This is a genomic window from Adlercreutzia sp. ZJ242, assembly GCF_011038995.1.
GTDB lineage: Bacteria > Actinomycetota > Coriobacteriia > Coriobacteriales > Eggerthellaceae > CAAEEV01.
The window spans coordinates 60,715-76,725 of sequence record NZ_JAAKEE010000008.1; the positions used below are offsets into that span (position 1 = coordinate 60,715).

At 66.5% G+C, this 16,011-nt stretch carries 15 protein-coding genes, 1 tRNA gene and 1 riboswitch; of the genes, 8 read left to right on the plus strand and 8 right to left on the minus strand.

Going from position 1 to position 16,011, the window contains the following annotated elements; genetic code table 11:
* Positions 1-182 precede the first annotated feature (182 nt).
* Positions 183-346, minus strand: a riboswitch (FMN riboswitch).
* A gap of 157 nt (positions 347-503) precedes the next feature.
* The 4 genes from G7Y49_RS03815 to G7Y49_RS03830 all read right to left on the minus strand — a co-directional run bounded on the left by G7Y49_RS03815 (position 504) and on the right by G7Y49_RS03830 (position 6,011).
* The gene (locus tag G7Y49_RS03815) at positions 504-1,289 is read right to left on the minus strand and encodes an exodeoxyribonuclease III (RefSeq protein WP_165171313.1); all 786 of its coding nucleotides are present in this window, start codon (positions 1,287-1,289) and stop codon (positions 504-506) included.
* Positions 1,290-1,303: 14 nt separating this feature from the next.
* The gene (rlmH, locus tag G7Y49_RS03820) at positions 1,304-1,774 is read right to left on the minus strand and encodes a 23S rRNA (pseudouridine(1915)-N(3))-methyltransferase RlmH (protein ID WP_165171315.1); all 471 of its coding nucleotides are present in this window, start codon (positions 1,772-1,774) and stop codon (positions 1,304-1,306) included.
* On the minus strand, positions 1,771-3,255 hold the full coding sequence (locus tag G7Y49_RS03825; protein ID WP_241157255.1) for an LCP family protein: 1,485 nt from the start codon (positions 3,253-3,255) through the stop codon (positions 1,771-1,773). Before G7Y49_RS03825 ends, rlmH begins: the two co-directional genes overlap by 4 nt.
* Before the next feature lie 359 nt (positions 3,256-3,614).
* Positions 3,615-6,011: a MurT ligase domain-containing protein gene (locus G7Y49_RS03830; RefSeq protein WP_165171319.1), complete on the minus strand. Its 2,397-nt coding sequence runs from the start codon at positions 6,009-6,011 to the stop codon at positions 3,615-3,617.
* A gap of 117 nt (positions 6,012-6,128) precedes the next feature.
* On the opposite strand from G7Y49_RS03830, the gene G7Y49_RS03835 reads away from it, so the two are divergent.
* Both G7Y49_RS03835 and G7Y49_RS03840 read left to right on the plus strand, forming a co-directional pair.
* The gene (locus tag G7Y49_RS03835; RefSeq protein WP_165171321.1) at positions 6,129-7,421 is read left to right on the plus strand and encodes an SLC13 family permease; all 1,293 of its coding nucleotides are present in this window, start codon (positions 6,129-6,131) and stop codon (positions 7,419-7,421) included.
* 64 nt (positions 7,422-7,485) lie between these two features.
* Positions 7,486-7,561: transfer RNA gene (locus G7Y49_RS03840), tRNA-Thr, on the plus strand.
* A gap of 436 nt (positions 7,562-7,997) precedes the next feature.
* Here the strand turns inward: G7Y49_RS03840 and G7Y49_RS03845 are convergent.
* Together G7Y49_RS03845 and G7Y49_RS03850 are read right to left on the minus strand one after the other, a co-directional pair.
* Positions 7,998-8,273 (minus strand): toxin-antitoxin system antitoxin subunit, encoded by a 276-nt coding sequence (locus tag G7Y49_RS03845; RefSeq protein WP_165171323.1) that lies wholly within the window; start codon positions 8,271-8,273, stop codon positions 7,998-8,000.
* Entirely contained in the window at positions 8,270-8,557 is a 288-nt protein-coding gene (locus tag G7Y49_RS03850) for a hypothetical protein (protein ID WP_165171325.1), read from the minus strand. The genes G7Y49_RS03845 and G7Y49_RS03850 overlap by 4 nt, the downstream gene beginning before the upstream one ends.
* Before the next feature lie 261 nt (positions 8,558-8,818).
* Here G7Y49_RS03850 and G7Y49_RS03855 point away from each other — a divergent pair, with 261 nt between their 5' ends.
* The 3 genes from G7Y49_RS03855 to G7Y49_RS03865 all read left to right on the plus strand — a co-directional run bounded on the left by G7Y49_RS03855 (position 8,819) and on the right by G7Y49_RS03865 (position 11,647).
* Positions 8,819-9,454 (plus strand): GyrI-like domain-containing protein, encoded by a 636-nt coding sequence (locus G7Y49_RS03855; protein ID WP_165171342.1) that lies wholly within the window; start codon positions 8,819-8,821, stop codon positions 9,452-9,454.
* 302 nt (positions 9,455-9,756) lie between these two features.
* Complete coding sequence (locus G7Y49_RS03860; protein ID WP_165171327.1) at positions 9,757-10,875, plus strand: hypothetical protein; 1,119 nt, start codon at positions 9,757-9,759, stop codon at positions 10,873-10,875.
* 88 nt (positions 10,876-10,963) lie between these two features.
* The gene (locus G7Y49_RS03865; protein ID WP_165171329.1) at positions 10,964-11,647 is read left to right on the plus strand and encodes a PspA/IM30 family protein; all 684 of its coding nucleotides are present in this window, start codon (positions 10,964-10,966) and stop codon (positions 11,645-11,647) included.
* A gap of 174 nt (positions 11,648-11,821) precedes the next feature.
* On the opposite strand, the gene G7Y49_RS03870 is transcribed toward G7Y49_RS03865, so the two are convergent.
* Together G7Y49_RS03870 and G7Y49_RS03875 are read right to left on the minus strand one after the other, a co-directional pair.
* Complete coding sequence (locus tag G7Y49_RS03870; protein WP_165171331.1) at positions 11,822-12,292, minus strand: universal stress protein; 471 nt, start codon at positions 12,290-12,292, stop codon at positions 11,822-11,824.
* 236 nt (positions 12,293-12,528) lie between these two features.
* The gene (locus G7Y49_RS03875; protein WP_165171332.1) at positions 12,529-12,963 is read right to left on the minus strand and encodes an MOSC domain-containing protein; all 435 of its coding nucleotides are present in this window, start codon (positions 12,961-12,963) and stop codon (positions 12,529-12,531) included.
* Between the two features lie 447 nt (positions 12,964-13,410).
* On the opposite strand from G7Y49_RS03875, the gene G7Y49_RS03880 reads away from it, so the two are divergent.
* The 3 genes from G7Y49_RS03880 to G7Y49_RS03890 form a co-directional block, all read left to right on the plus strand.
* Positions 13,411-14,328 (plus strand): DUF3662 and FHA domain-containing protein, encoded by a 918-nt coding sequence (locus G7Y49_RS03880; protein ID WP_165171333.1) that lies wholly within the window; start codon positions 13,411-13,413, stop codon positions 14,326-14,328.
* Positions 14,329-14,379: 51 nt separating this feature from the next.
* Positions 14,380-14,793: an FHA domain-containing protein gene (locus G7Y49_RS03885; RefSeq protein WP_165055170.1), complete on the plus strand. Its 414-nt coding sequence runs from the start codon at positions 14,380-14,382 to the stop codon at positions 14,791-14,793.
* On the plus strand, positions 14,793-16,011 hold a 1,219-nt coding region (locus G7Y49_RS03890), incomplete at its 3' end, for a Stp1/IreP family PP2C-type Ser/Thr phosphatase (RefSeq protein ID WP_165171334.1). The genes G7Y49_RS03885 and G7Y49_RS03890, both read left to right, overlap by 1 nt.

A 16,011-nucleotide genomic window follows, 5' to 3' on the forward strand; every position in this document is an offset into this window, starting at 1 on the left:
TAGATCGGTCGCGCCTCCCGCCTTGAAAGGAAACGAGCCCGCATGAATTCCCATTCACGAAGGCTCGAAGAATTGCGATGCGCGTGTCCGACGCCTCGAAGGGCCGCACGCCGCGCCGTTCGCCGGAAGGCCCGCGCGGCTTCAAGCTGCCGCGAAGCCCGAAGCGCCCGGCGCGTTCGCAAAATCTGCCTCTTCCATCCGGACTTTGACCGTTGGTCCTGGAGTTTAACCAGGTCAGCCCGCCTCGACATGATGCCTTGGCAGGGTCGCGGACTCCCGGCGCCCGCGCTTGAGCGCGCCGCCGAATACCGCCAGTGAGGACTTCCACCTCGCCCTGAAACAGAATTCATTACCGCGCATTGTAAGGCTGACCAGCCGCGCGCGCAACCCTCGTACCTGCGCAGGCACCGGGCAGCCCAGGCCGGAGACGCGAAGCGCCAAGCCAGCAGGCTGCGCCCCCGCTGCCCCAGGCAGGCCGATCCGCCGCGCGCAACCCGTCGCGCCTACAGCGCGATGTCCAGGCCCACGGGGCAGTGGTCGCTGCCGAATACCTCGCTGTAGATGCTGGCGGCCTCCACGGCGCCCGCCAGCTCGTCGCTCACGAGGAAGTAGTCGATGCGCCACCCCGCGTTGTTCTGCCGCGCCTTGAAGCGGTAGCTCCACCAGCTGTACGCGCCCGTCACGTCAGGATGCAGCAGGCGGAAGGTGTCGGTGAAGCCCGCGTCGAGGAGCTCGGTGAACTTCCCGCGCTCCTCGTCAGAGAAGCCCGCGTTGCCGCGGTTGGGGCCGGGGTTCTTCAAGTCGATCTCCTGGTGCGCCACGTTGAAGTCACCGCACATCACCACCGGCTTCGGGGACGTCGTCGTGCCGTCCGGCAGCGTACCCTCCTCGAGGCCCTTGACGAAGTCGCGGAAGGCGTCGTCCCACTCCATGCGGTGCGCGATGCGCGCGAGCTCGTTCTGCGCGTTGGGCGTGTACACGTCCACGAACCAGAACGCCTCGAACTCGAGCGCCACGACGCGTCCCTCCTGGTCGAGGTAGTCGTTGCCCAGGCCGTGCAGGACGCGAAGGGGCTCCTCGCGGCTGAACACCGCCGTGCCCGAGTAGCCCTTCTTCTCGGCGTAGCTCCAATGCTGGTGGTAGCCCGGCAGGTCGAGCTCCACCTGCCCCGCCTGGCACTTCGTCTCCTGCAGGGCGAACACGTCGGCGTCAAGCGCGGCGAACGTCTCGAGGAAGTCCTTCTTGAGCACCGCGCGCAGCCCGTTGACGTTCCACGATACAAGGCGCATGTCTATTTCCTTTCCTATTTGTGGTAGGGCTCGCCGCGCGAGATCTTGAAGGCGCGGTAGACCTGCTCGAGCAGCACCACGCGGGCGAGGTTGTGCGGCAGGGTGATAGGACCGAACGAGAGCGTCTCGTCGGCGCGCGCGCACACCGCCGCGTCCACGCCGTCCGAGCCGCCGATCACGAAGGTGATGTCGCTTGTGCCGTCGAGCGTCAGCGCGTCCAGGCGCGCCGCGAGCTGCTCGCTCGAGCGCTGCCGACCCTCGATGGCCATGAGCACCACGTGCGAGGAAGGCGCGATGGCCGCCAAGATGGCCGTCCCCTCCTTGGCGCGCGCGGCCTCCACGCCGCCCGCGCGCCCGGGGTCGACGTCAGCCACCTCGCGCACCGTCACCTTCGCATAGCCCGACAGGCGCTTGAGGTACTCGGCGCAGGCGTCAGCCCAGAAGCGCTCCTTGAGCTTCCCCACCGCCACGACGCTGATCCTCACTGAACGCTGCTCCAGTCCGCGCCGATGACCACGAGGAAGTCCGTGGTGAACAGGTACTCGTTCTCATTGAGCACCGTGCGGCCCACCCCCAGGGCGTCGACGATCTCCTGGGCGCGCTCCTGCTGGGAGGCGTCCTCGTAGACGACCACCGTCTCGGTGTAGTCAGCGGCGTCGGCGTTCGCGGTATCCACGCTGTAGCCGAGCGCCCCGATCTTCTCAGCCGCCGCCGCGCCCGCGCCGGTGATCTCCGTGCCGTTGCGCACCGACACCGTACCCGAGCGGCGCGGCGTCGTGGTGCCGTCACCCGAGGCGCTTCCGCCCGTGCCGGCCGTCGCCATCACGGTGCCCGTGGCCTCGTCGATCACGTTCTCCTCAACGGGCGGCAGGCCCTGCTCCACGCGGCGCAGCATCTCGTGCCACTCGTCCTCGTCCATGATCTCCCACCAGACGCCGTCGATGTACTCCGAGGTGGTGGGGTTCACGCAACTGTAGAAGTCGGTGTCCATGTCCATGCCGCGCATGCTGCTCGCCAGCGAGAGGATCTCCATGAGGCTCATGTCAGTGGTCACGTACTTCGACAGCGTCTCCACCGTCGACACCATGGTGCTCAGGTCGGAGTCGAGAACCTTGCCCGCGATGGCGCTGATCACCATGCGCTGGTTGGCGGCGCGGTACTCGTCGCCCTTGCCGTACTCGTCGAACGCATGCCGCGAGCGGCTCAGGATGAGCGCCTGCTCGCCGTTGAGCGTCTGCAGGCCCGCGTCGAGATGGCCGCCCGCATCGGGGTCGTCGATCTCGATGGGCACCTCGACCTCGATGCCGCCGATCGTGTCCACGACCTCGCAGAACCCGTCGAAGTCGATCTCCGCGTAATGCGAGATGGGCACGCCCGCCAGCTCCGACACCACCTCGACCGCATAGGCCGCGCCGCCGATCGGATACGCCGCGTTGAGCTTCTGCTTGCCGTACTCGCCCATGTCGACCATGGTGTCGCGCATGAGCGAGATGGCCGTGACCTTCTTCTGCGGCGGATCGATGCGCATGAGCATGATGGAGTCGGCGCGATAGACGCCGTCGAGCTCGGCGCCGCTATCGCGTTCCTGCGACTTGTCGGTGCCGAGGAGCAGCATGTAGAAGGGCTCGCCTGGCTCCACGTTGTCAAGCGCGTCGAGCGTCTCCTGGGTGACGCCGCTCGAGAGGTTGCCCTGGATGCTCATCATCTTGGTGAGGGCGTAGGCTGCTGTGCCGAGCACCGCCACGAGCACCACTGCCAAGCACGCGATCAGGATCTTCTTGCGCTTCTTGCGCTTGCGGTCACGTGCGTAGTCATGCGTGTAGGCACTGCGCGCGTAGGGGTTGTTGGGAGTGCCGCCCGCGTTCGCACCCGCAGGGCCGGCAGGGATGACGGGGTTAGCGTACTCCGCCGAAGACGCAGAGCCCGCCGCCGCGTCCTTCCTGCGGCGAGGGCCTGGAACGGCCACCTTTCCCGGTTGAACGGAGGGACGCGAAGAGTCGCCCGCATCCCGCCTGCTTCCGTATGAGTTTCTGTCAAAAGACTTTGCCATCGCCCGGAGGCTCCTATCGTGATCCGTCTGTCATGGCGCACGTCACCTGGAAAAGCGTACATGCAAAGACCCATTTTGAGGGCTTCGGCGAAATCTGGCAACTTCCCCACCTCCTGTTATGGGGAAAAGCCACAGGACGATTCCATCTAATCCACATGTTCATCACGAGCGAGAGCTCAAAGACATGCCTGAGGTCAGGCCATGCGCGCAGAAGCTTGCCGCAGGCAAGAGGGCTTGGCCCCAGCGAAGCCGACGGTCGCACCCCGATCGGCGCCCTATGCGGACACGCCGAGGCGCTTGCACATGAAGGCGTTGGCCGCCTTCTCGGCTTCGTCGCCAAGCGGCGCGAGCGCGCAGGGCGCTTCGCCCGTGCGGGCCGCGTGGCGCTTGAGGGCGCATTCGAGCAGGTAGTCGGCCACCTCGGGGTTCTTCGAAAGCAGCGGGCCGTGCAGGTAGGTGCCCACCACGCCGCGGTACAGCATGCCGTCGGCCTTGTCGGCGTCGTTGTTGCCGCGCCCCGCCTGCGACACCACCTTGCCGAAGCTGCGCACGCCCGCGCCCAGGTACGTGCGGCCCGCATGGTTCTCATACCCCACCACCGGGAGCGTCGCCACCGGCGAGCGCAGGACGATGTTGTCGATCAGGCGGTCGGCCGACGTGCCGGGGCGGCGCGTCTCGAGGTCGACCACGCCGAGGCCCGGGACCTCCTCGTCGCCGAGGAGCCACACCTTGCCGAGGATCTGGTAGCCGCCGCAGATGGCCAGAAGCGCGCCGTCCTCCTCGACGAAGCGCGCGATGTCGTCGCGCAGCGCGAGCAGGCCCTCGCTCGCCAGCTTCTGCTCGCGGTCGGGGCCGCCGCCCATGAATACCAGGTCAACCTGAGAGAGGTCAACCAAATCGCCGTGATGCACACGCTGCACGCGCACGGGGACGCCGCGCCAGCGCAGGCGCTGCTCGAGCACCCGCACGTTGCCGCCGTCGCCGTACAGGTTGAGCAGGTCGGGGTACATATGGGCTATCACGAGCTCCGACATCGCGCCGGCGGCGGGCGCAGCCGCGCTGGCGGCAGGGCGGGCGGGTGCCGCAAGCGGGCGCGACGGGCCGGCTTCACTCCCGTCGCGACCTGGCCCTTCGCCGCGACCTTCGTCGCAGTTCGGCTCGCCGAAGTCCCCTTCGCCGCGACCTTCACCTTCGCCACGACCTGGCCCCTCGCAGCCCCCTTCGCCGGCATCGCCAGCGCGGCGAGCTGAAGAGCCGGCCATCGCGTCGAGGCTCGCCTTCACGCCGGGAAGCGCCGTGTAGTTCGCGATCGCGTACACGCCCGCGTCGGCGGGCAGTCCCGCCCCGCCGGGCGCGCCGAGCGCGGCGAACACCTCGTCCATGCCCTCGACCAGCTGCGCCTCCACGCCCGCGTACTTCAGGCGCACCTGCAGGTCGTTGCGACGGATGCCGCCCGCGAACACCACGCAGCCCCTCTGCGCCACCAGCTCCTCGAAGTCGATGTCCCAGATCCACGAGATGTCGCGCCCGTCGGCCTCCTTGTCGTTGATGAAGAACGCCACCGCCTTCGAGCGGGTATCCTGCGCCACGATCTTGAGGTTTTGGTTGAAGCCCGTGGGGTTCTTCGCCAGGTTCAGCAGCACGCGCCGGCCGCCGACGGCGTACTCCTGCAGGCGCCCGTTCTTCGGGTCGAACGCGTCGATGGCGCGCTGGACGGACGTCGGCTCGCAGCCGAGCAGGCGCGCGGCCACCGCGACCGCCATCAGGTTGTACACCATGTACGCGCCCGAGAACCCCGCGCTCACGCGGAACGAAGACGGTCCCTCGGCGGCGCCAGCGCCCGCGGCGCCTTCCACCTCCGCGCCCCCGGCCGCCCCCGGCCCCGCCAGCTCGAACGCAAGCCCGCTCGCGCCGAGCCGCACGTCGCACGCGGCCCAGTCGAGGGCGGGACGCGCAAACCCGCACTGCGGGCAGCGGTACATGCCGAGCTGACCGTACTGGCGGAACGCGTACTCGAACATCGACGAGCAGCGCTGGCACATGGTGGCGTCGGACACCACGTTCTGCTCAAGCCCCATGGAGGCTTCCACGCCGAACGCCACCGAGCGGGTGCGCTCGCGCCCCGGCAGGGCGGCCGCGCGCTCGGCGATCATGGCGCACAGCGGGTCGTCGGCGTTGTACACGAGCACCGTGTCCGGCGAGGTTCCCAGCGCCCCCACGATGCTGTCCTGGATGCGGTCGATCTCGCCGCAGCGGTCGAGCTGGTCGCGGAACAGGTTCAGCAGCACCACGTAGCGCGCCTGCAGGTGCGGCAGGATCTTCGCCAGCCACAGCTCGTCGCTCTCGAACACGCCCCAGTCGGCGCCCTTGCTCTGCAGCATTGCCGTGGACACGCCCGAGTCGAGGTTGGCGCCCGTGCGGTTGCACGCCACGCTGCGGCCCGCGCGCTCGAGCACGTCGGCTATCAGGTTGGTCACCGTGGTCTTGCCGTTGGTGCCCACCACCACGACCGACCCCTCGCGCAGGCGCGGCGCCAGGTGCGCGATCAGCTTCGGGTCGACGTACAGCGCGATCTTCCCCGGCGTGTTGGCCGCCGGACGGTGGAAGACGCTCCTCAGCCCCCATGTGAGCACGGCGCCAACGCCCTTCGCCAAGCCGAACTGCATGCCCATGAACGCCCTCGATTCAAGCCTCGTACCTACCGCATATCTTTTTAGTATAACCTGACCGACTGAGAAGCCTTATAATCAACGCGATATACAGATCCATAGCTTGACAGGAACTACCCCGTGGATACCAGCCAGATCATCTCAGTCGTCGTATTCGTCGTGGCGCTCGGCCTCATCATCTCAGAGAAGGTTCACCGCGCGCTCGTAGCCATCGTCGGCGCCGTCGTGCTCATGGCCATAGGCGTCATCCCCTTCGAGACGGCCATCCACCACCTCGACTTCAACACGCTCGGCGTGCTGTTCGGCATGATGCTGTTCGTGTCGGTGGTGAAGCTCTCGGGCATCTTCGAGTACCTCGCCATCAAATGCGCCCACATCGCCAAGGGCGACCCGTGGAAGATCATGATGCTGTTCGTCATCCTCACCGCCGTGCTCTCGGCGTTCTTGGACAACGTGACCACGGTGCTGCTCATCGGCCCCATGACGCTCACGCTGTGCAGGCTGCTCAAGGTCGACCCCGTCCCGTTCTTCATCACCGAGATCATGGCGTCGAACATCGGCGGCACGGCGACGCTCATCGGCGACCCGCCCAACATCATGATCGGCTCGGCCGCAGGGTTCGACTTCGCCGACTTCATCATCTACGACGCTCCGGCGGTCGTGATCATCCTGGCCGTGATCATCGTGCTGTTCTACTTCCTGTACGGCCGCAAGATGAGCGCCGCGCGCAAGAAGAACAGCGGCGACGTGGTGTTCGACGTCATGGGGCTCAACCCGTCTGACTACATCGAGAACCGCCGCCTGCTGAGGATCTCGGTCGTCATGATCGTGCTCGTGGTGGTGGGCTTCATGTTCCACGGCGCGCTGGGCTGGGAGTCCTCTATCATCGCGCTGGGCGCGGCGGGGCTGATCCTGCTGATCTCGGGCGAGTCCATCGAGAAGGCGCTGCTGAACGTCGAGTGGACCACGCTGGCGTTCTTCGCGGGCCTGTTCATCATCGTGGGCGCCATGACCGAGACCGGCGTCATCGAGATGCTGGCCCAGGCGCTCATCGACGTGACCGGCGGCGACGTGTTCCTCACCATGCTCGTGCTGGTGTTCGCGTCGGCCATCGTCTCGAGCTTTTTGGACAACATCCCGTTCGTGGCCACGATGATCCCCATCCTGCTCACCATGGAGTCGTCCGGCATGGACGTCATGCCGCTGTGGTGGGCGGTGTCGCTCGGCGCGTGCCTGGGCGGCAACGGCTCGCTCATCGGCGCGAGCGCGAACGTGGTGCTCTCCGACATCTCGAAGAAGAACGGCTACGAGATCACCTTCGTCCAGTTCCTGAAGGTGGGTTTCCCGCTCATGATGGTGACCGTGATCATCGCCGCCGTGTACCTGGTCATCCGCTTCCCCGTCGCAGGATAAAAGCCCCTTGCACCGTGATGGCAAGTTCGCTATACTTTACCATCGCTTCTGAAAGAGGCATGTTGCCAACGTGGCTCAGCTGGTAGAGCAACGCACTCGTAATGCGTAGGTCAGCGGTTCGAATCCGCTCGTTGGCTCCAGTAAAACCGCAGGTCAGTCGTTCATCGGCTGGCCTGCTTTGCTTTTCTGGGGCAGGGAAGCAAGGTCGTTACGGGTTAATGCGGGTTAATGCTCAAAAGAGGGTTACCGACAACGGCGCTTTTCCAGCCACCCCTCAGGTGATTCTGGATGAAACAAGGCCGTTATCGGCGATTTCTCGGGAAAAGTGGATGCGAAAGCGCCGTTGTCGGTGGTTTTCGGGGCTTGAATCGCCGATAACGCGCCTTTTCCATCCAGCTTTTCAGGATGGTGGATGGAAAAGGCGCGTTGTCGGTGCTCAGGACGGAAAGAGGGCGTGTCAGTCCTTCGAGCCCCAAGGAAGGGGGCAGGGGGAACGGGGCGTTGGGGCAGAAGCCCTTGGGAAGCCCCTTCGCTGGCAAGCTGGGGTGAAGCAGGGATGAAACCTCCGGACCTCGGCTATGACAAGGCCATTAGTTCATGGTCGATGGCCCGACGCACGAACTCAGACCTCGTCATCCCCGTCTCCTGTTGCACCCGCTTCATTGCCACGGTACGCGAGCGCGGGATCTTCACCGTTATCGAATCAAGCGGCTCGTCCGAGACCCTCGGCCTTCCGTTGATGACCTCGCCGAAGCGCATATGCGACCAATCGGCGCTTTCGTACTCGTCAGCCCATGCGTCCAGCTGCTCCGCCGTCACGCCGAACCTCTCGCGCAGCTCCTCGTTGCTCATTTCCTACCACTTCCTTCGATGATTCCGAGTTCCTTCTTCGCGTTTGGCTGAGGGGGTATGAAAGCATGATAGATGAGGAAATCCCCGTCGCCATTGCGGATGGCAACGAGCTCCATCAGCCTCCCTTTGCCGTCGATGCCTATCGCGAGGTACTCATCTGGGTTTTTTCCTAGCCTTGGCCTGCTTCTGATGGCGTTGCACCAGGCGGCAATAGCATCGGCTTTCGCTATGTTTTGCTCAGGATGCCGCGTCTCCACCCTGTCATCAGCATAGACTTCATTCATGGGCATCAACCGTTACTCACTGTTGGTAAGACAAAACTATCTTACCACGGCTCCCCTTCTCACGGCAAACCTGAGAAACGCCGCGGAAGATTGTGCTAGCCTGTAAAGGATAGAATGCGAGAAGCAAGGCACGAGAGCGAAGAGCTAAGCGCAAGGCGAAGGGCAAGAGGCAAAGGGCCAAGCGCGAGAAGCGAAAGTGCGGCGAGCGGGTTTGCGGCAAAGGCCCGCGCTGGCACCTGACGAGGAACGGAGACGATGGCCGTGGCGTTCGACTACAAGAAGGAGTACAAGGAGCTCTACGTCCCGGCGCGCAAGCCGAGCATCGTGGAGGTTCCCGCGATGAACTACCTGGCGGTGCGCGGCAAGGGGGACCCGAACGCCGAGGCGGGCGCGTACAAGGAGTCCATCGGCTTGCTCTACGCCGTTGCGTTCACCATCAAGATGTCGAAGAAGGGCGACCACCGCATCGACGGCTACTTCGACTTCGTCGTGCCGCCGCTCGAGGGGTTCTGGCGGCAGGGCGAGGCGAACGGGCCGATAGACTACGCGCGCAAGGAGGACTTCAGCTTCATATCCTGCATCCGCCTTCCCGACTTCGTGTCTCTGGAAGACTTCGCCTGGGCTCGGGAGGAAGCCGCCCGCAAGAAGCAGATCGACCTTTCGAAAGTGGAGCTCCTTGCCGTTGAGGAGGGATTATGCGTCCAGTGCATGCACATCGGCCCCTACGATGACGAGCCCGCCACCATAGAGCGCATGGACGCGTTCGCGACGGCAGGCGGATACGCGCCCGACTTCAGCGAGCAGCGTCAACACCACGAGATCTACCTCTCCGACCCGCGTCGCTGCGCACCCGAGCGCCTCAAGACCGTCATCCGCCATCCCGTCCGCGCCGTCTGAGGCAGGAGGCGCAAACTCCAAGCTTCTTCGAGCAGGGCTGGCGCGCCTCGGACGCGTCAGCTGCTGGCGCCTTCGGGGCAAGGGCGAGCGCGCCCCCGAACGCGTCAACCGCAAGCACGCCCCAAATGTGCCGACCGCAAGCATACCCCGAACATGCCAGCCGCAAGCACGCCGTCTCTGCCCGCCAAACGCGAGCCCAAGCCCAGGCGCCTCGCGAAAACGTGAATTTTTCGGCAGCGTGCGCCTCGCAGCTCCCGCAATCCCGCATAATAAACGCTGTACGAACTGCGAAAGGGTATTTCATGGGCAGATCAGGTGGCGGCGGGTTCGGTGGCGGATTCGGCGGAGGCGGGTTCTCGGGAGGGTTCTCGGGCGGCGGCCGGTCGTCGGGAGGGTTCAGCGGCGGCTCGCATGGCGGCTCGGGCGGACGGTCGGGCGGACCGCACGGCGGCTCGCATGGCGGGTTCGGCGGCTTCGGCGGACTCGGCGGGTTCTTCGGCCACGGCCCCATCATCATCAACGCCCCGCGCACCAGCTACCACGGCGGCTCGGGCGGCAGCGGCGGCGCGGGCGGTCCCGGCAACCCCGACCAGCCTCCCTACTCCAACAAGCCCGACGGCAACGGGCCGCAGAAGCCCCCGCGCAAGAGCGGCGGGCTCGGCACCGCGTTCGCCATCATAGCCGTCGTCGTGTTCATCCTGTTCGCCTACGGCCTGCTCGGCGGCTCGGCGGGCTGCTCGTCGAGCAACGTCGCGGCCTCTACGGTCGAGCGCGAGGCGCTGCCCGCGGGCGCCGTCGTCGAGACGCCCTACTACACCGACCAGGACGGCGACTGGATAAGCAACTCGAGCACGCTCGAGCGCGGCATGCGCCAGTTCTACATGGACACCGGCGTACAGCCCTACCTCTACATACTGCCGAACGGCACCACCACCTCGACCTCCGAGCTCAGCGACACGGCCGAGAGGCTCTACGGCGAGCTGTTCGAAGACGAGGCGCATTTCCTGCTCGTGTTCTGCGACAACGGCAACGGCGGCTACAACTGCGGCTACACCATCGGCTCGCAGGCCAAGACCATCATGGACGCCGAGGCGCTCGACATCTTCGCCGACTACCTCGATCGCTACTACAACGACTACTCGCTGAGCGAGGACGAGATCTTCGCGAAGACCTACGAGGACACCGCCGCGCGCATCATGAGCGTGACGCCCTCGCCCGTGGTGCCCGTCGCCGTGTGCGTCACCGTGCTGGCGGTGGCCGTCATCATAGCCGTGGTGCTGAAACGCCGCCGCGAAGCGAAGGAGCGCGAGCGCATCCGCCAGCAGGAGATCCTCAGCACGCCGCTCGAGATGTTCGGCGACACCGAGGTGGAGGAGCTCGCGAAGAAGTACGAGAGCGACCAGAAGGACTCAAAGGGCTAGGAAAAGAGAAGAGAAGCGGGGACCAGTCTTCGCGACCTGCGAAGATGCAGATACAGAGGGCCTGCGGGCCAGACAGGAGAGCAACACCATGGGCAACATCCTCGATCGCTTCGCCAGCATCATCAAGGCGAACATCAACGACCTGCTGGACAGGGCCGAAGATCCCGAGAAGATGGTCGAGCAGTACATGCGCGACCTGACCGAGAGCCTTGCCGAGGTCAAGGAGGCCACCGCCGGCGTCATGGCCGAGGAGGCGCGCTGCAAGCGGCTCGTCGACGACAACCAGGCCGACATCGACCGCTACGAGGGCCTCGCCCGCAAGGCGCTCGCCGCCGGCGAGGAAGGCGACGCGCGCACGTTCCTCGCGAAGAAGCAGGAGCTCGCGGGCCGCGCCGAGGGGCTGAAGGTGGCCTTCGACGCCGCGCACGAGAACGCCGCGAAGATGCGCCAGATGCACGACAAGCTGGTGAGCGACATCGAGACGCTCAAGGCGCGCAAGGAGACCATCAAGGCGAAGGCCGCCGTCGCCAAGACGCAGCAGAAGGTGAACGAGATGACCGGCGCGAGCGACCGCGCCGAGGGTGCCATCAGCGCGTTCAACCGCATGGAGGCCAAGGCCGACGAGATGCTCGACCGCGCCAACGCCATGGAGGAGCTCAACGCCGCGCCCGTCGACGAGGCCGCCGAGCTCGAGAAGAAGTACGCGGCAGCTGGGGCCAGCGCCGCCGTCGACGAGGACCTCGCCCGCCTGAAGCGGGAGATGGGCCTGTAGGAACGCGAGACGCGGGGCGCCAATCGCCAGGCGCGAAAGCGCCGAGCGCGAGCGCAGACCGTAGAGCGTGAGGCGCCGCGCGCGAACGCCGCGCGCGAACGCAGAACACGCCGAAGAACGAGGAAGGGGCCGCGCAAGCAGCCCCTTCCCCACATTCGGCCTGTCGTCTCGCGCTTACTTCACGATGAGCACGGGCTTGTTCGTCTTGTGCAGCACCGAGTAGCACACGCTGCCGAGCATGCCGCGCACGGCGCCGAGGCCGCGATGCCCCATGACGATGCAGTCGTAGTCGCCCTCGTCCGCATACGCCGTGATGCTGTCGTGGGCCGAGCCGTTCACGATGGCGATGTCGATGCCCGCGAAGTCGCCCACGACGTCGGCGATGTCCTCGGAGACGCGCGCGGTGGCCTCGCGAGCCGCCTCCTCGCCCACGTCGGCGATGGCGTTCATGTCGAGCGAGTCGCCCAAGACGCCCGACATGCGGCTGGCGATCTTGAACGTCTCGGCGTTGTAGTCATGCCAGTCGACCACGTTGAGAACCGTGACCTGCGCTCCCGCGATGTCCTTGACCATCTCGATCGCCTCGGCCAGGGCATGGCGCGCCGGATCGGACTTGTCGTAGGGAACCAGAACTTTCTTGTACATAAGACCCTCCTCACGCATGTGGCCTTTGCGCCGCGCCGCGGGCAGCATCCCCCCCCGTGCGAGCCGCGGGCCGCGCTCCTTACCTTTCCTATCTTAGCGCATTATTCCGCAGGCAGGTAGCGATTCACGTGCGCAACCCCCTCGCACGCGCGGATCAGACAGACGTCGGGGTTCTCGTGAGCAAGCTGGCCATGGCACGTCGCCGCACGCGGGCGCCTCGCAGCCCGCAGCCGCGGCTACTCTTTCAGAAGGCTGATCTCGTCTCCTTCGGAGATGACACCGCCGGATATCACGCGGCAGAACACGCCCTCGCGCGGCATGATGCAGTCGCCCATCTTGTGGTAGATGGCGCAGTGCGCATGGCACTCCTTGCCGATCTGGGTGAGCTCGAGCACCACGTCACCCGAGACGAAGCGCGTGCCGATGGGCAGCGCCTTCAGGTCGAAGCCCTCCACGATGATGTTCTCGCCGAACGAGCCGTTCACCACGTCGGCGCCGCGCGCCTTGAACTCCTCGATCTTCTCGTACGACAGCAGGCTCACCTGGCGGTGCCACGCACCCGCATGCGCGTCGCCGTCAATGCCCCATTCGGGCTTGAGCTCGACGGAAGGCTTCTCGGTTTTCTGGATTCCCTTGATGTCGCTCGTGCAGACTGCTTTGACCACGCCCATGGCATGCACCCTTCTCGTAGGCGATACGCCGCGCGCCACCCCGACGTACCCGGTGCAAGCCATATGTCCTCAGCTGCAATCCGCAGCCGCAATCCCGCGCTTCGCTGCACGACGAGCGCGCGGGCCCCTCTCGGCGCGGGAACATTATAGCAAAACGTGAATGATTCGCAACAGGAATAACCGGAATCCCGGGCACCTGGGTAATCCTACCGCAAGCGCCCGGCGCGGACACGCCCGGCCCCTCCCGACCGCTCCGGCCCGAGCACCTCCGAACTGGGATTATTTTCCCGCTGGGTATGGCGATTGCGTAAAGTATCACGCCGAGACGAAGCCTTCGGGGTGCGTTTATGGCATCATGGTACAGATTATTGCGTGTTTCGCAGCCTTCCGGGGCTGCGTTGGCCACAAGAAGGGCCGCGCAAGGCGGCAAGCAGTCAAGGAGATGTCATGGGCTTCCTTTCGAAGTTTGAGGGAAAGATGGAGGACACGGTGGAGGGTGCCGCCGAGAAGATGGGCGCGTCCCCCATCTCGCCGGTCCAGATCGCCAAGAAGGCCGAGAAGCAGATGCGCCGCAACAAGATGGTGGGCGCCGGCAAGCAGTACGCCCCCACGCTCTACACCATCCTCGTGAGCCAGGACGACGACGCGCGCCTGTTCGGCTACTACCCCACCCTCGCAGGCGAGACGGAGACCTACCTGGCCGCGAAGGCCGCCGAGCACGGCCTGGTCATGGACGGCCAGCCGCTCGTGCGCTTCATCGCCGACGCCGACCTCAAGCACGGCAAGTTCGAGGTGATCGCCGAGATGGTGGCTGCGCCTCTGGTGGCGCAGCTGCGCCAGGAGGAGATGGAGCGCTACGGCATCGCCCCCGCTCCGCGCGCCGCCGGGCGCCCCGGGCAGCGTCCGATGCGGCGCGGCGCCCGCCCGATGCCCCAGCCTGGCTATGCGCCCCAACCTGCCGCCCAGCCTGACCCCTACGCGCCCCAGCCCGCGCCCGCCGAGTACGCCGGCGAGCCGCAGACCATGGTGTTCGGCCAGGACGCTCCCGTCGAGGAAGCCGGGATGCCGCCCGCACAGGGCCTGCAAGCCTACCTCTACGACATCACCAACGACCGCGCCTTCACGCTCACGGGGCACCCCATGAGCATCGGCCGCGAGTCGCGCAACGACGTCGTCATCCCCGACATCAACGCATCGCGCCGCCACGCCGAGATCCACATGGAGCCCACCGGCACCTGGGTCCTCGCCGACCTGGGGTCCACCAACGGAACCTTCGTCAACGGCCGCCAGATCAAGTCGGTTCCCCTGCGTGACGCCGACCACCTCATCATCGGAACCACCGAGCTCGAGTTCCAGCTGCTCTAGCCGCGCCGCAAGCCAAGCTGAGCTCACCGCCGAGAAAGGCCGGAACCCACCGTGATCGATGTCGTCCTGCTCATAGCGCGCCTCCTGTTCGTCGCGCTGCTGTACCTGTTCCTGTTCGCCATCATGCGCACGGGAATCGGGCAGGTGCGCGGAACCCGCAAGAAGGAGCGCACCTGGAACCTGTCCGTCGAGCGCGGCCCCAAGGAGCTGCGCGGCGTGTCCATCGCCGTGCACGGCCCCGTCATCGTGGGGCGCTCGCCGGGAGCCGACATCGTGGTCGGCGCCGGGTACGTGTCCGGGCGCCACGCGCGCTTCCAGCTCATGGGCCAGAACCTCTTCGTGGAGGACCTCGGCTCGACCAACGGGACGTCCGTGAACGGCCAGTTCATCACCGCCCCCTGCGCCTTGCGTGACAAGGACGTGGTCAACGTGGGCGACGTCGCCATCCGCGTGAGGTACGCCTGATGTCGCGCAGGGCGCGCAAGGGAAGCGCCACCTTCGGCAGCCGCACCGACGTGGGCTGCGTGCGCGAGCACAACGAGGACAGCCTGGTCGTCGCCCCGCCGCTGTACGTGGTGTGCGACGGCATGGGCGGTCATGCCGCCGGCGAGGTGGCCTCCGAGATCGCCGTCGACGTGATCGCGAAGCGCGCGCCGGCCTACCCCGACGCCACCGCGCTCGGCCAGGCCGTCGAGGAGGCGAACCTCGCCGTCATCCGCGGCGCGCAGGAGGGCGTCGGACGCGCCGGCATGGGATGCACCTGCACGGCGGCCATGCTCGAGAACGAGCGCCTCGTCATCGCGCAGGTGGGCGACTCGCGCGCCTACCTTTTGCACCAGGGCCGCCTGCAGCAGCTCACGCGCGACCACAGCTTCGTGGCCGACCTCGTGGAGTCGGGGCAGATCACCCCGGCCGAGGCGCGCGTCCACCCGCAGCGCTCGGTCATCACGCGCGCGCTCGGCAGCGACCCGCGCACCCAGCCCGACCTCTTCGAGATCAACGTGGAGACGGGCGACCGCCTGCTTCTGTGCTCGGACGGCCTGAGCTCCATGATCGAGGATGACGAGATCGAAGACGTCCTCAACCGCACCGCCGACCCGCAGCTCGCCGCATCGCAGCTGGTCAACGCCGCGATCGCCGCGGGCGGCTACGACAACGTCACCGTGATCGTGGTCAACGTCACGGGGTTCGCCGAGGTGCGCCGCAAGAAGGTGGCGCGCAAGACGAAGGTCACCGCCGCGCTTCTCGTGGTGCTTCTGGCCGCCATCCTCGGCGGCGCGGCCTACGCGTTCAACTTCTGGACCTCCAACGCGGCCTACCTCGCCGAGCAGGACGGAAAGGTAGCCATCTACCAGGGCGTTCCCGGAACCATCTTGGGGATGAGCTTCTCGGAGCTCGTCGAGGTGACCGACGTTCCCGTCGACGAGCTGCAGCCGGGCGCGGCCAACCGCATCAAGGACGAGGGCCTGCGCGCCGACTCGCTCGAGGACGCCCAAGAGCTCGTCGAGAGCTACCGCGCCGACATCAAGGCGCGCGAGGACCAGGAGAAGGAGGCGGCGGCTGCCGCCAGCAGCGCGCGGGCAGCCGCGAGCTCGAGCCGCAGCGCGGCCGCAGGCGCGAACGGCGGCGCGGGCGCGCAGGGCACGGGCGCACAGGCGCACAGGGCGCCGCCAACCCGGCGGG